General features: G+C 70.2%; 7 protein-coding genes. 2 read left to right on the top strand and 5 right to left on the bottom strand.

Features of this window, described 5'->3' with window-relative positions:
• Positions 1-51 precede the first annotated feature (51 nt).
• The 3 genes from ABZY45_RS17165 to ABZY45_RS17155 form a co-directional block, all read right to left on the bottom strand.
• Entirely contained in the window at positions 52-1,035 is a 984-nt protein-coding gene (locus ABZY45_RS17165) for a carbohydrate ABC transporter permease (RefSeq protein WP_356740732.1), read from the bottom strand.
• Entirely contained in the window at positions 1,032-2,123 is a 1,092-nt protein-coding gene (locus tag ABZY45_RS17160) for an ABC transporter permease subunit (RefSeq protein ID WP_356740731.1), read from the bottom strand. Before ABZY45_RS17160 ends, ABZY45_RS17165 begins: the two co-directional genes overlap by 4 nt.
• Before the next feature lie 93 nt (positions 2,124-2,216).
• Entirely contained in the window at positions 2,217-3,890 is a 1,674-nt protein-coding gene (locus ABZY45_RS17155; RefSeq protein WP_356740729.1) for an extracellular solute-binding protein, read from the bottom strand.
• A 408-nt stretch (positions 3,891-4,298) separates the two neighbouring features.
• On the opposite strand from ABZY45_RS17155, the gene ABZY45_RS17150 reads away from it, so the two are divergent.
• Both ABZY45_RS17150 and yicI read left to right on the top strand, forming a co-directional pair.
• Complete coding sequence (locus ABZY45_RS17150; protein ID WP_356740727.1) at positions 4,299-7,205, top strand: glycoside hydrolase family 3 C-terminal domain-containing protein; 2,907 nt, start codon at positions 4,299-4,301, stop codon at positions 7,203-7,205.
• Positions 7,202-9,469 (top strand): alpha-xylosidase, encoded by a 2,268-nt coding sequence (yicI, locus tag ABZY45_RS17145; protein WP_356740725.1) that lies wholly within the window; start codon positions 7,202-7,204, stop codon positions 9,467-9,469. Before ABZY45_RS17150 ends, yicI begins: the two co-directional genes overlap by 4 nt.
• 141 nt (positions 9,470-9,610) lie before the next feature.
• Here the strand turns inward: yicI and ABZY45_RS17140 are convergent, their stop codons facing one another.
• Together ABZY45_RS17140 and ABZY45_RS17135 are read right to left on the bottom strand one after the other, a co-directional pair.
• Positions 9,611-10,333 carry a hypothetical protein gene (locus ABZY45_RS17140; RefSeq protein WP_356740723.1) on the bottom strand — a complete coding sequence of 241 codons (723 nt, stop codon included), beginning with the start codon at positions 10,331-10,333 and terminating at the stop codon, positions 9,611-9,613.
• 1 nt (position 10,334) lies between these two features.
• Positions 10,335-14,771 (bottom strand): CHAT domain-containing protein, encoded by a 4,437-nt coding sequence (locus tag ABZY45_RS17135; protein ID WP_356740721.1) that lies wholly within the window; start codon positions 14,769-14,771, stop codon positions 10,335-10,337.
• Positions 14,772-15,068: the final 297 nt, after the last annotated feature.

The following is a 15,068-nucleotide window of genomic DNA, read 5'->3' as shown; positions in this document are numbered from 1 at the left end:
GAAGACCCTCCGGTGGGGAGTGACGGGTGTGGATGCGGTCAGGTGCGGGGCTCAGCCCTTGACGGCGCCGGTGAGCATGCCCTTCTGGAAGTGCTTCTGGACGAACGGCGACAGGATGGCCACCGGGATCAGGGCGAGGACCATCACCGCCATCTGCACGGCCAGGCTGTTGATCGCCCCGCTGCTCACCGCGGCGCCCATGGCGCCGGGCGGGACCTGGTGCTGGAGGACCAGCTGACGCAGGATCATCTGCAGCGGGTACTTGTCGCTGTCCTGGATGTAGAGCATGGCGTTGAACCACTGGCTCCAGTAGCCCACCGCGTAGAACAGGGAGATCACCGCGATCACCGCACGGGACAGCGGCATGATGATCTGGAGCAGGATCCGCCACTCCCCGGCGCCGTCGATCCGGGCGGCGTCGATGAGTTCCGGAGCGGTGTCCATGAAGAACCCGCGCAGGACGAGGATGTTGAAGACGCTGATCGCGCTCGGCAGGATCATCGACCAGTAGCTGTCGCTCAGACCGATGCCCGTGACCAGCAGATAGGTCGGGATCAGGCCGGCCCCGAAGAACATGGTGGCCATCATCGTCATCAGCAGGGGCCGGTGCGCGAAGGAGTCCCGGCGGCTCAGCCCGTAGGCGCACAGCACCGAGATCACCATGCTGAACACCGTGCCGACGACGGTGAGACCGATGCTGACCAGCGCGGCCCGCGTGACGGCCCCGCCGCTGAGCAGTTCCGTGTACGCGACGAAGGTGATGCTCTTGGGCCAGACCACCAGCCCGCCGGCCTCGTTGATCGCCTTGGTGTCGGAGAGGCTGGTCACCACCACGACCCAGATGGGGACGAGGATGACCGCGCAGATGGCGGTGAGCCCGAAGCCCTTGAAGGCGAGTCCCGCCTTCGAGGGCTCCTCCTCCCATACGGGCCGTGGTTCGATGCGCAGGGCGCGCTGGAGGGGGGTCTCGACCCGCTCGGTGACGGGCGCCGACGTGCGGGCCCCGTCCTTTTCCGTGTCCAGGAGAGTCGTCATTTCTTGGAGTACACCCCCTGCTCGCCCATCATGTGGGCGACCTTGTTGGCTCCCAGCACCATCGCGACGCTGAACAGTCCCTTGAAGATTCCGGCGGCGGCGGCATAGCCGAAGTCACCGGTCTTGATTCCTGTCCACCAGATGTAGGTGTCGAGGATTTCGGACGCGCCCGCGCCCACCTGGTCCCGCTGGAGCAGGATCTGCTCGAAGTCCAGGTTCAGCGCGCTCCCGACGCGCAGGACGAGCAGCAGGGCGATGACGGGCCGCAGGGCGGGCAGTGTGACGTGCCACATGCGGCGCCAGCGCCCCGCCCCGTCGACGGCCGCGGCCTCGTAGAGGTCCGTGTTGACGGCGGCGAGCGCGGCCAGGAAGACGATGACGCCCCAGCCCGCGTCCTTCCAGATCGCCTGGGAGGTCACCAGGAACTTGAAGAAGCCCGGGTTGGTCATCAGGTCGAAACCCTCGTGCCCGTGCTCGCGCAGCCACTGCGCGACCAGGCCGGCCCCGCCGAACATCTGCTGGAAGACGGTGACGACGAGGACCCACGAGAAGAAGTGGGGCAGGTAGACGATCGCCTGCACCCAGGCACGCACCCGGGCGCTCATGATCGTGTTGAGCAGGAGGGCGATGGCGATCGGGATCGGGAAGAAGAGGATCAGCTGGGTCAGGAAGATGACCAGCGTGTTCAGCAGGACTTCCCAGAAGCGGTAGTCCTGGAAGATCCGGGTGAAGTTGTCGAACCCGACGAACGGACTGCCGGTGATGCCCAGGTCGTACACGTCGTAGTCCTGGAAGGCCACGACGTTGCCCAGCAGGGGGACGTAGTTGAAGAGCAGCAGCAGCGCCATGGCCGGCAGCGTCATCAGGATCAGCGTGCGGTCCCGGCGCAGGCGCAGCTTCCGTGTGATGCCGTTGGCCGGGGCGGCCGCCTTCTTTCCCTTCCTGCCCCGCCGCTCGGACCCGTCGGTCCGGAGCGGGCCGTGCGCGCGGGCTCTGCTCCCGTCGTCGCCGTCACCCTCGCCCGCGGGGGCGCTGCCCCGCCCTTCCGCGCTGCCCGCGTCGGTCGCCACCGTGGCCCGAGGCTTCACCCTGTACTCCCCATGTCGTGCTCTCCGCCCCGGCCGCCGGGCTCCCTGTGCCCGGCGGCCTGTCGTGCATGTCGTCCGGATGTGCCGCAGGCGTCAGACGCCGGAGCCGTTCTTGTCGAGCAGGTCCTGGTACCAGTCGCGGAGCTTGTCGCCGCCGCTGTTCTTCCAGGTGGTCACGGCGGCGTCGACGTCGCTGACCTTCTTGCGTCCGCGCCGGATGTCCTTCTGCAGGTCGTCGAACGGCGTGTAGAGGGAGGCGTAACGCTGGGGCTCGACGACCTGCATGCCGAAGAAGAGGGGCTTCTTGACGTGCGGGGCCTGGCGGGCCATCCAGCCGGCGTAGTCCTTCACCAGCTGCGGCTCGTCGGGGAAGGCGATGGTGTGGGGCGGGGAGGCGACGTAGAGGAGCGTCGCGGGCTGTGCCTCCTCGATGCCCTGCGGGGTGAAGGTCGGGACTCCGCCCTCGACCTTGTAGTGGGTGTCCTTCACGCCGTAGTTCGTCAGCATGAACTCCTCGGTGCCGTACGGCGCGGCGGCGAAATCGGCGATGCCGAGGAACTCCTCGATCTTCTCCTTGGGGAGGTTCTTGCTGATGAAGGTGAAGATGCCCGCCGGGTCGTCCTGCCACAGGACCGGCTTGCCGCCGTCCGCCGCGAAGAAGTCCAGCGGCTGCATGTCGAGCTTCGGGTTGGCGACGGCCTGCTCGGTGACCATGCCCTTCCAGCCGCCGGTGCCGTCGTTGTACATCAGGACGTGGCCGCTGGTGAAGCGGATCTTGGAGTCGGCGTCCTTGTTGGCCTCGGCGTCCGGGTGGACGTAACCGCCGTCGTGCAGCTTGCGGGCGAAGGCGAGCGCCTCGCGGTACTCCTGGGTCTCGATCTTGTGGACGAGCTTGCCGCCCTCCAGCTTCCAGTAGTGCGGCGCGTCGGGCAGCAGGCCGAATATCTTCTGGATGCAGGTCCACAGGTCGTCGAAGGCCCACACCTTGCTCTTCGGGGCGGTGTGCTCCTTGCCGAAGGCCAGCAGGTCGTCGGCGCTCGCGGGCAGGGCGCCCGAGCCGATCAGGTCCTTGCGGTAGAAGATCGCGTTGCCGATGACCGGGTTGGGCATGGGCAGTCCGCGCAGCTTGCCGCCGAAGACGGAGTACTGCCAGGCGCCGGTCGGGATGTTGGCCAGGTTGGGGTACTTCTTGACGGCGTCGCCCGCGAGGTAGGGGCCCAGATCGGCGAACTTCGAGACGATCGCGTTGCGGATCTGCCCCTGCATGTTCCACCCGGGGATGGTCATGACGTCCGGGATCTCGGAACCGGCGAGGACCGCGCCGATCTTGTCCTGGTAGGTGTTGCCGTCCTGCGGGTCGAAGGTGAGAGTCGCTCCGACCGCCTTGTTCACCGCGGTGTAGTACGGGTTGTTCTTCTTCGGGACCGTGCCCCACAGCGGCGTCATGACCCGGAAGGTGGAACCCTTGCCGGGCGCCGACTTCACCGAGGTGACCAGCGGGTCGGGAAGCTTGGTGAAACCGGGGCTGGAACCGTTGACGCCGACCACGTCGGGCTGGACGAGATTCGACGGCGCGTGGGCCGGCAGCACCTTCTTGAGCGCCTTGCCCGTCGTCGTGCCCTCCTTGGTCCCCGACCCGGAGCCGCTGCCGCCGCACGCGGCGAGCAGCGGTGCGCCGCCCGCCACGGCTACCGCGGCGAACGCGCCCGAGGCCAGGAACTTTCTCCGGCTCGGAGCGGTGGAGGAGGGGGAGGAATTCGGCGTCATTGCGTCAACCCTTCGAGGCGCACCAGGACGACACGCGGCGGGCGACCGCCGTTGGTTCCTGTGTCTGAGGTGGGGCGTTACTGGCCGGGGCCGGCTCTACGTCACCGGCCGAGGTGAAGCGGTCCAACACGCTGTCGAAGCGCTTCGATGTTGCAGCGAGGTTAAGTGAAGGGTGTCGGCCACACAAGAGTTCGTTTCGAGATTCCTCCGACCTGTTTCCGAACCGTTTCCCGCCGTGGCGTGGCGCCGATGCCCCCTGATAGGCCTTTTCGGACCGCTCGCACCCTTGACACCTGCGGGGTTGGCCGCAGAGCATCGAAGCGCTTCGAAAGATCTTCTCCTCGCGTCGAAGGAACTTTCGTTGTCCGACGCCCTGAAAACCTCCCACCTCTCCAAGGGGACCCGCACGTGACGGACCATCCGTTTCCCTTCCGCGACCCGCAGCTGTCCTTCGCCCGGCGCACCGACGATCTGCTCGGACGGCTCACGCTCGACGAGCGGATCGCGATGCTGCATCAGTTCGCCCCGGCTGTGGAGCGGCTGGGGCTCGGCCCGTTCCGTACCGGACAGGAGGCCCTGCACGGGGTCGCCTGGATGGGGCCCGCCACCGTCTTCCCGCAGGCCGTCGGTCTCGGTGCCACCTGGAACGACGACCTGGTACGCCGGATCGGCGAGGCCGTCGGCAACGAGGTGAGGGCCAAGCGCGCCCAGGACGACCGCGTCGGGCTCAACGTCTGGGCGCCGACCGTCAATCTGCTGCGCCACCCGCTGTGGGGCCGGGGCGAGGAGGGGTACTCCGAGGACCCCGCCCTGACCTCCGCCATCGCCGTGGCCTATACCCGTGGCCTGCGCGGTGACGACCCCCACTACTGGCGCACCGCACCCGTCCTCAAGCACTGGCTGGCCCACAACAACGAGACCGACCGTGACACCGCGTCCTCCTCGGTACGTCCGCGCGTCCTGCACGAGTACGACCTGCGGGCCTTCCGCGACGCCGTCGAGGGCGGGGCAGTCGCCGGGGTCATGCCGGCGTACAACCTGGTCAACGGCCGCCCCAACCACGTGTCCCCGCTCCTGGAACAACATCTGCGGACCTGGACCGAACAGCCGCTCGTCGTCTGCTCGGACGCGGGCGCGCCCTCCAACCTGGTCGACTCCGAGCACTACTTCGACACGCACGAGGAGGCCACCGCCGCGGCCCTCAAGGCCGGTGTCGACAGCTTCACCGACCACGGCACCGACTCCTCGGTCATGACCGGCCGCATCCGCGACGCGCTCGCCAAGGGGCTCATCGACGAGAGGGACATCGACACGGCCGTCCGCCGGCTCCTGGCGATGCGCTTCGCGCTGGGGGAGTTCGACCCGGAGCTCGACCCGTACGCCCAGGCCGGCGACCTGGACACCGAGGAGCACCGCGCGCTGGCGCTGGAGGCCGCCGAGCAGGCCGTGGTCCTGCTCAAGAACGACGGGCTGCTGCCCCTCGCCCCGGAGGAGGGCCGCACCGTGGCGGTCGTCGGGCTCCTCGCGGACGCCTGCAAGCTCGACTGGTACAGCGGCACCCTCATGCACCGCTCGACACCGCTCGACGGGATCCGCGAGCGTTACGGCGCCGAGAACGTCCTGCACACCGAAGGCGTGGACCGGATCCGGCTGAAGTGCTCCGACGGCTGGTTGCGGGTGCCTCAGGCGGAGGGCGTACGGGACGGGGAGGCCCGGGGCGCGGAAGGCGCCCTCGACCCGGCCCTTCTCGCGGGCCGCACCGACCTGCCGCCGCTGACCTGCGGCGACGAGGCCACCGAACTGGCTCTCGTCGACTGGGGGGACGGCGTCCTGACCCTGCGCACCGACGAAGGCCTGTACCTCTCGGTGGCCGACGACGGATACGTCAGGGCGTCCGCGGACGAGCCGGGCGGCTGGATCGTCCAGGAGACGTTCCGCTTTGAGGCGGTCGAAGGACACGACGGCGGACACCGCCTTCTGCACATCGGGACGGGTGGATACGTGTCTGTCGCCGCCGACGGCGCGAAGGTTGCCGTGTCCGGCGAGAAGATCTCGCGGGAGGGTGCGACCGTCTTCGGACGGGAGACCGTCGAGTACGGTGCGGAGTCCGTGGCCCGGGTCGCCGCGGCGGCCGACACCGTGATCGTCGTCGCGGGCAACGACCCCCACATCAACGGCCGCGAGACCGAGGACCGCACGACCCTCGCCCTCCCCGCCCAGCAGGACCGGCTGTGGCGCGCCGCCCGCGCCGCCAACCCGCGGACGGCCCTCGTGCTGACCTCCGCCTACCCGTACGCGGTCACCGACGCGACGGAGGCGCTCCCGGCCCTGCTCTGGACCGCGCACGGCGGCCAGGCCGCGGGCACCGCTCTCGCGCGTGTGCTCGCCGGCGACGTGTCCCCCGCGGGCAGGCTCCCGCAGACCTGGTACGCGAGCGACGGCGATCTGCCGGACCTGCTCGACTACGACATCATCGGTTCGCGGCAGACGTACCTCTACTTCGAGGGCACCCCGCTCTTCCCGTTCGGGCACGGACTGGGATACGCCGAGTTCGCCTACTCCGGCCTGGAGGCCCGGATCGAGGGCGAACTGCTGCGGGTGTCGCTGGCCGTGTCCAACGCCGGGACGACCGCCGCGGACGAGGTGGCCCAGCTCTACGTCCGTGCGGCGGCCGCCGCGCACGGCCGGCCGGAATCACCGGCCGATGCCGTGGACCTACCGCGGCGCAAGCTGGTCGGTCACCGTCGCCTGCATCTCGCCCCAGGCGCCTGCGAACGCGTCGAATTCGACGTGCCGGTAGCCGAGCTGGGGCACTGGAACGTGGCGCACGGCCGCTGGACCGTCGAGCCGGGTACGTACGAGATCCTCGCCGGGGCGTCCAGCGCGGACATCAGGCTCACCGCCACCGCGAGCGTCGAAGGTGAGGCGTCCGGCCCCCGCCCGGTGGCCACGCGAGGGCTCGAGGCCGCCGACTACGACTGGCAGCGGGGCACGGAGATCGTGGACCGCGCGAAGACGGAGGGTGACACCGTCACCCCCGCCGCCGGCCAGGCAGGAGAACTCGTGTATACAGCGTGCGACTTCGGGGATGGTGTGGCCGGATTGGCGTTCCTCCTTGCCGGCGCGGGCTCCCTCTCCGTCACGGCGGGCGGGCAGAGCCTGGAGATCCAGGTCCAGGACGAGGGCGGACCGTACGCCTACCGCACGCTCGCCGCCGCTCTCGCACTCGAAGGCGTACGGGAGCTGCGCATCCGCATCGAGGGCTCCGTGCGCCTCGCCCGCATCGACGTCGTCCCCGCGAAGGAGACCGCATGAAGTTCACCGACGGCTTCTGGCTCATGCGTGAGGGCGTGCGCGCCTCCTACGCGACCGAGATCCGGGACGTGCGCGTCGAGCCGGACCGCTTCACCGCGTACGCGGCGGTCAAGCGTGTCGCCGCACGCGGCGACACGCTGAACACCCCGCTGATCACGGTCGAATGCTTCTCGCCCGCCGAGGGCGTGATCGGCGTGCGCACCACCCACCACGCCGGTAAGGCCCTCCGGGGTCCGGACTTCACCATCCTGCCGGGCGACGCCTCCGGGCCCGCGGCCCGCACCCGCAGGGACGGCACCGTCACGGAGCTGACCAGCGGCCCGCTGACGCTGCGCATGGACGGGGACGGACCCTGGGGCATCACCTTCACCGACGCGTCAGGCCGGCGCCTGACCGGAGTGGATCCCAAGGGGACGGCATTCGCCACCGCGCCCGACGGCACCCACCACATGATCGCCCAACTCGCTCTGGACATCGGGGAGAACGTCTACGGCCTCGGCGAGCGCTTCACACCGTTCGTCAAGAACGGCCAGACGGTGGACATCTGGCAGGCGGACGGCGGCACCAGCAGCGAACTGGCGTACAAGAACATCCCGTTCTACCTGTCCTCGCGGGGGTACGGCGTCTTCGTCAACCACCCGGGCAAGGTCTCCTTCGAGGTGGGCTCGGAGTCCGTCGGCCAGGTGCAGTTCAGCGTGGAGGACCAGTCGCTGGAGTACTACATCGTGGCCGGTCCGACGCCGAAGGACGTGCTGGCCCGCTACACGGCTCTCACCGGGCGTCCCGCCCTGCCGCCGGCCTGGTCGTTCGGCCTCTGGCTGACCACCTCCTTCTGCACGTCCTACGACGAGGAGACCGTCACCTCCTTCGTCGACGGCATGGCCGAACGGGGCATCCCGCTCAGCGTCTTCCACTTCGACTGCTTCTGGATGCGCGAGTACCAGTGGTCGGACTTCCTCTGGGACCCGGACGTCTTCCCCGACCCGGAGGGCATGCTGGCGCGCCTGAAGGAACGCGGGCTGCGCATCAGCATGTGGATCAATCCGTACATCGCCCAGAAGTCGGCCCTGTTCGCGGAGGGCGCCGAACACGGCTACCTGGTGCGGCGGCCCAACGGTGACATCTGGCAGTGGGACCTGTGGCAGCCGGGCATGGCGCTGGTCGACTTCACCAATCCGGCGGCCCGCGCCTGGTACAACGACAAGCTGCGCCTCCTGCTGGACCAGGGCGTCGACTGCTTCAAGACGGACTTCGGCGAGCGCATCCCGACGGACGTCGTCTGGCACGACGGTTCCGACCCGGAGCGGATGCACAACTACTACGCGCAGATCTACAACCGCACCGTCTTCGAGCTGCTGGAGAAGGAGCGCGGCGCGGGCGAGGCCGTCCTCTTCGCCCGCTCGGCCACGGCCGGCGGACAGCAGTACCCGGTGCACTGGGGCGGCGACTGCTTCGCCTCGTTCACCGCGATGGCGGAGTCCCTGCGCGGCGGGCTGTCGCTGAGCCTGTCCGGCTTCGGCTTCTGGAGCCATGACATCGGCGGCTTCGAGGGCACCCCCGACCCGGCGGTCTTCAAGCGCTGGCTCGCCTTCGGCCTGCTCTCCTCGCACAGCCGGCTGCACGGCAACGTCTCGTACCGGGTGCCGTGGGAGTTCGGCGACGAAGCCGTCGACGTGGCCCGGCAGTTCACCCTGCTCAAGCACCGGCTCATGCCGTACCTCTACGGAGTGGCGGCGCAGGCGCACCGCACGGGCGTTCCGATGATGCGGCCCATGCTGGCGGAGTTCCCCGGCGACCCCGCCACCCGGACCCTGGACCGGCAGTACATGCTCGGACCGGACCTGCTGGTCGCACCGGTCTTCACGGAGGACGGCGAGGTCGAGTACTACGTCCCCGAGGGCACCTGGACCTCACTGCTCACTGGCGAGCGCGTCACCGGACCCGCGTGGCGGCGCGAGACGCACGGATTCGACAGCCTGCCCCTGCTGGTCAGGCACGGAGCCGTGCTCCCGTGGGGTGCCGACGACCAGCGCCCGGACGGGAACTGGCTGGAGGACCTCACGCTGCGGGTCTTCGGTGCCTCCGACGAGGAGCGGCTCGTCACCGTGCCGGACCTGACCGGCGCGGACGCGGCCTGCTTCCGCGTCGTCGCGGAGGGCTCCGGCGTGCGGGTCACGGCCGAGGGTACCGGCCGGCCGTTCCGGGTGAGCCTCGAGGGCACCGGAGCGACGGGGGAGGGGACGGGGACGGTCGCCGTCGCCTGAGCCCCCGGTCCCTGGGCGTCGAGGAGGTCCGGCAGGCGTTGAAGAGGCCCGGTGCGCAACGCACCGGGCCTCGGCCCGTCAGGCCGGTGGGCGGCGGCGTGACGACCTCGCGACCGCCCTGGGTCCGCGACGCACGGGCCTTCAGGCGGACAGGCCCGGTGCGTCGCCTTGGACGTCCGGGCCGACGAGACGGCACAACGTCTCGCTGGTTCCGAGCTTGCCCGTCAGCCGGACGAGCCTGCCGATGCCCCGTGGCATGACCCTGACGCGCATGGTCACCCTCGCATCGACGGGGACGCCCACCGGGGCGTCGACGAGTAGCCTCAGCTCCTCATTGACATGCAGGAATTCCTGGTCCGATGCCCTGAAGTCCCAGTAGGCGGTGGTGAAGCCGATGCCGGACGAAGTGATCCGGGGGCAGTAGAGCGTCCTGCGCCTGGTGATCTGGGGCATGAGCTCGGCTCCGACAGCCGCAGTCGCCACCTGGAAGGTGAGTCCACCGCCCAGCGTCGTCTCGACCTCGACCGGATGCTCCCCCTCGATCAGGGAGGGTGACATGTCCGCCACGACGGCTCCGCCGGTCGCCGACAGATCGATCACGAGCCGGGACCAGCGCACGAAGGACTCGGGGTGCGTCTGCACCACGCAGATGAGGGAGATGTCGTGGCCGACATGACCGGACACCTCGGTCTCCACCTGCCGGACCGGACCGCGTGCCAGGCCGATCCGGGTCTCGCGCCGCAGCAGCCTGACCGTTGCCTCGTCGAGAGGCTGGAGGTGCCTGTCGGGTTCGGTCTCCACCACGGTCGGCTCGACCAGGTCGAGCAACTCGTAGCCTTCGGGGAGTTCTGGGCGGGTCAGCATGTCACTCTCCATGTCGGGGTTCCGTGCCTGCCGGGGCGCGCCAGTCACCGAGCAGGCAGAAGGCCGCCCAGCGGTCCAGCCGGCCGCCGCCGGGGCGGTCCCGGGCGGCGAGAAGCGCGGTGCGCAACGCCGGTGCGGGAGCTTCACCGGCAAGGGCCAGGTCATGGAAGTCACCCATGATGGCCGCGGTCGTGGAGTCAGGAACCCGCCACAGGCTCATCACCAGCGAACGGACCCCGGCGAACAGGAGCGACCGGCTGAGTCCGAGGGTCTCGTCGGTGCGGCTGGTACGGCCCAGACCGGTTTCGCAGGCCGAAAGAACGGCGAGCCGGACCCCGTGCCAGTCCTGCCGCAGGATGTCGCGCGCCGTCAGGACCCCTCCGGCCAGGACGAGACCGGATGAGAGCGGGTCCTCGGCGTCGAAGTGGGCGTGGCAGGCCGCGTGGAAGACCGAGGCGTGCGGGACGCGGCGCAGCACTTCCTCGCGGGTGGCGGCCTCGCCCAGAAGCGGGACGGTCTCCAGCCGGCTGCCCAGGGTGACCGCCTCCGCGCGGGCGTACGGAAGATCGTTGCCGGGGTCGCCCAGGACGAGTGCACCGGTCCCCGCACCGGGTGCGCGGTGGTTCAGGGTGCGCAGGAGGGACACGGTCGGCAGGTAGCCGACCGGATTGCGGTCGAGGAGCGTCGCCGCCCCTTCCACGGCCAGGGCGTGGAAGGGGACGTGGTGGAGAGCACCCGTGGGACAGATCAGAACGGTCTGCCCGGGCCTGGTGGCCGCCGCGAGCGGAGCCACGAGTGGCCCCAGGACGTGCTGGAAGAGGCCGGGCAGGTCCTCGGCCATCTCGCGGACCTGTCCGGCGCTGCCGAAGTGGTCCTCGATGAAACGCAGGAGCTGGGGCCCGTCGGCGTCCACGGGCGCCACCTGGAGTCCGGCGTCCCCACTGAGGACGAAGACGACGATCCTCCCGTCGTCCAGCATGGCGTAGGACGCCACGACCGCCGGTTCGTCCGCGAGTTCGGCCAGTACGTCCTCGGGAGCCAGGACGTCGGACTGCCTGATCGCGGCGTACTCGGCGGCCTCGGGACCGCTCGCGGCCATCCGCGCCCACAGGGCGGCGAGCTCGTCGGTCAGGGCGCGGTGCCGTGCCCAGTCCACCTCGCCGCCGGACTCGACCTCGGCACGCGCACGCAGCAGCCCGGCCTCCCGCTCGACCAGCTGCTGCGGAACTCCGGCGGGTGTTCTGAGCCGCACTGTGCTCATCGCGTCGAGCAGGGCGCGTGAGCGCTTCCTCTCGGACGCGGTGTAGGCGGCTGCGACATGCGCGTCCCGGTCTCCGTCCGAGCGCTCCGCCCGCCCCAGACGGTATCGGGTGAGCAGCTCGAAGACCACGGCCCGTTCGTCCTGGACGCGCATGCGGAGGCCCGGGTCGGGCTGCGCCGCCCGTACCAGGTCCGCCAGGCCGGCGCCGAGTTCCAGCACGTCCGTCGCGGTGTAGAGCTCGCCGTAGGCCCACGCGGCGTGAGCCATCGGCAGGACGACGGTCCAGGCCCGCTCGACGGCGACGATGCGGCGCCCCGTGCGTGAGGTGGGCTCACTGCGCGGGGCCCAGAAGAGACGGTCCTCGATGGTGCCGGGGACCGAGGACAGCACCAGTACCTGCTCGTAGGCGAGCATCGCGGGCCCGAAACGGGGCCATCGGTCGAGCACCTCCGCAGTGGCGATCCAGTCCTGTGCCAGCCGGTCGGCGTTGCCGGAATTCAACTCCCGCGCCCTGCCGAGATGGTGCAGTGCCCGGCGTGGCAGGCCGAGCCAGGTGAGGAGCTGGCCGTAGCCGTACTGCACCGTGGCCAGCGTGACCTTGACCTGCGTGCGGGCGGACTCACGCTCGGCGATCCTCTCAGCGGTACGCAGATATCGCAGGGCCAGATCCGGATCCTCTTCCTCCAGAAAGGCCGACAGGCCCGCGGTGACGAATTCCACGACACGCGCGTGGTCGTCGGCAGGCAGCCCCTCCTCGAGATCCCGCTGCAACCGGGCGTAGTGTGCGGCCCCTGTCTCGTCCCCGGTGCGCAAGGCCGCATCGGCCAGGGCCTCGTACAGCCCCGCTCGCGGCGGGCGGTCGTGGAAGTGGTCGTAGCCGACGCGCAGGGACTTGCCCGCGCGGGCGCGTTCCTCCTCGTCGATGCCGGCCCAGCGTTCGGCGGCCCTGAGGAGGTCGTACGACTCCGAGTAGCGCCCCAGGTCCTTGTTCACAGAGGCCAGTTGCTCGAGGGCGTCGGCGAGCAGCCGGGCCCTGCCCATGTCTTCGTCGTCACCGTCGGGCCAGGGCCCTTCCAGCGCCTCCGCGATCTGCACCCGTCTGACGGCGAGCAACAGAGAGCGTTCGAGGTCGGTGCCTCGGGCGGACCACTGGTGGATGAGGACTCGGAGTGCGTCCTGCGCGCGGGACCAGTGCGCGGGGGAGTGTTCCGCGAGCCAGGCGGCGAAGTCCCCGTCTTCCGCGAGGGAGTCGAGCAGGGCCCCCAGTGCCGGGTGGTCACGGCGTAGAGCGGCTTCCAGGCGGACGGGGAGGTCGGCCTCGACGCCGGGGCCGGCGGCGAAGCGTGACATGGGGATGCCTGGTGGCGGTGCGGCCGTGCCCGCCTCGCGTCCTTCGGCGGGCTGGGGCGCGTCGGCCGTGGCCGCCACCGGTGACCACCCGGGGCGCACCGCGGGCGGCGGCAGGTGCTCAAGTGCCTCCCTGGCCCCGCCGTAGCCGGGATCGAGGGCGACAGCCCGTTCGTAGCAGCTGCGCGCCTCCTCGGTCCCGTTCTCCTCGGCACGGTAGGTGTCGCCGAGGAACCGCCAGGCCATGGGAGTCTCCTCCACGGCCAGGGACTCCTGGAAATACGCCCGTGCCAGCCCCAGGTGCTGGTTCACGTAGTACACATCGCCGAGTACGAGCAGGGCCGACGCACTGTCGGGGTCGGATTCCAGCGCCCTGTGGTAACAGGCAGCCGCCTCCGCGTACTCCCGTCGATGAAAGTGCTGCTCTCCTCGCGCGATGTGCTCCGCGGCCTCCCGGTGCGCTCGGGTCACCAGGGGCACCCCCAGCAGTCTCGCCACGCCTGCCGCCATCGCCGGATCACGCTCCGCGAGATCACGAAGCATGTCGGCGCCGTCAGGGCTTCCCTCGATCATCGCCGCGAAGATCTGGGGGCCTATGTCGCTCAGGTGGTCGATGTCCGGCGAGACGGTCAATGTCCCGTCCGCGAATCTGGCCATCGCGACCTGGGGGCTGGGGGGTGCGCCGAACACCTTGGGCAGCATGTCGGAGGCGCCCGCACCGGTCAGGCGGATCAACTCGCCCTCCCAGTGCTCCAGCTCCGGGGAGCCTTCCTGGACCAGCACCCGGACGAGCTGACCGAGCAGGTCCTCCTCGCCGGGAGCGGGAGGGTCCGAGAGCCGTGACCGCAGACAGGCGATCGCGTCGTCCCCACGGCCCGCGCGCTGGTAGGCGCCGGCGAGGGCGACCAGAACGTCCTCGTCGTCGGGCTCATCGGTGAGTAACCACTCGAGTACCTGGACGGAGTGCTCCGCGTCTCCCGCCGCACGGAAGTGACCGGCGAGTCGGATGCGGAGCGGGGAGCCCGGCTGTCCCGGGGCGATCAGCTGATCTCCCCATGCCGCCCAGCCGACCGCCCAGTCGAGGTCTCCGTCATGGACGCCACGGCCCATCTCGCCGCTCCAGGCGTGGGCCAGTTCCACCATGGCGCCCGGCGGGTTCACCTCGAGCCACGAGCGGGCCAGGGACAGCAGGGTGTCCACGTCCTCGGCCCCCACCGCGGCCCGCACCACCCCGAACGCCTCGTAGCGCAGGTGGAAGGCCTGCCGGAGCGGGCCGAGGTCGTCCTCGACGTACTGCGCCAGCTCATCGATGACGAGGTCGGCCAGCTCCATGATCCCGGAGGGCTCGGCCAGGTGCGCCTCGCTTCCGCAGGCCGTTCTGCCGAGGAGGCCCAGAGCACAGACGAGCCAGTCACCGGCCGTCTCGCCCTGCCCGCGGGCCAGGTCGAACAACCGGTTGGCCTCGGAGCGATCGCCGGCCGCATCGGCTTCGACGGCCCGGAGCAGCTGTGCCTGCGCTGTGAGCCTGCCCTTCACATGCCGGGCGGATTCCCATTCCTTCCCGGAGGCGACCGAGATGCCGGCGGCGTACGCCTCCAGCGTGGCGGCCAGCAGTTGTGCGTCCGCGTGGGTGTTCCACGGGTCTTCGCGGGTCGCGCCGTAACCGAACCCTCCGATGAGCAGCCGATCACTCTCGTCGGCGGGAAGCGCGGCCACCGCGTCGCGTCGGGCGTCGGGAGCCAGGGCCGCCAACTGGCGTAGCCTCTGCTCGACAACGGCAAGGTCCTCGCCGTCCTGGCCGCCGAGCCGGGTGTGCATGTCACGAGCCAAGAGCTTGAGCATGGAATGACCGAGCACGACTCCCCCAGAGTTCTCGCAAGAACCAGCCGTTCGACCATTCAGACGGTCGAGTCCCTCGCTCAGTTCCCCGGGCTCCCGGGAGCAGCCGTGCCGAGGGCGGATCCTTCGAGGCCTCCTCGCCGGCGACGATCACGCCTCGCCGAACCGAACCCCAGTCCGGGCCCGGCACCCGGCCCCGCGGAACCTCGGGTGAGCCTGCCCGGAACGTCGAGGACGCCGCCTACGCCCAGGCGGCGCCCTCTCGAAGATCTGCACCGGGCCGCGACC

It is taken from the genome of Streptomyces sp. NPDC006516 (assembly GCF_040611875.1).
In the GTDB taxonomy this organism is placed as follows: domain Bacteria; phylum Actinomycetota; class Actinomycetes; order Streptomycetales; family Streptomycetaceae; genus Streptomyces.
Note: the sequence above shows the minus strand (reverse complement) of the source record. Positions and strands in the feature narration are given on the sequence as shown.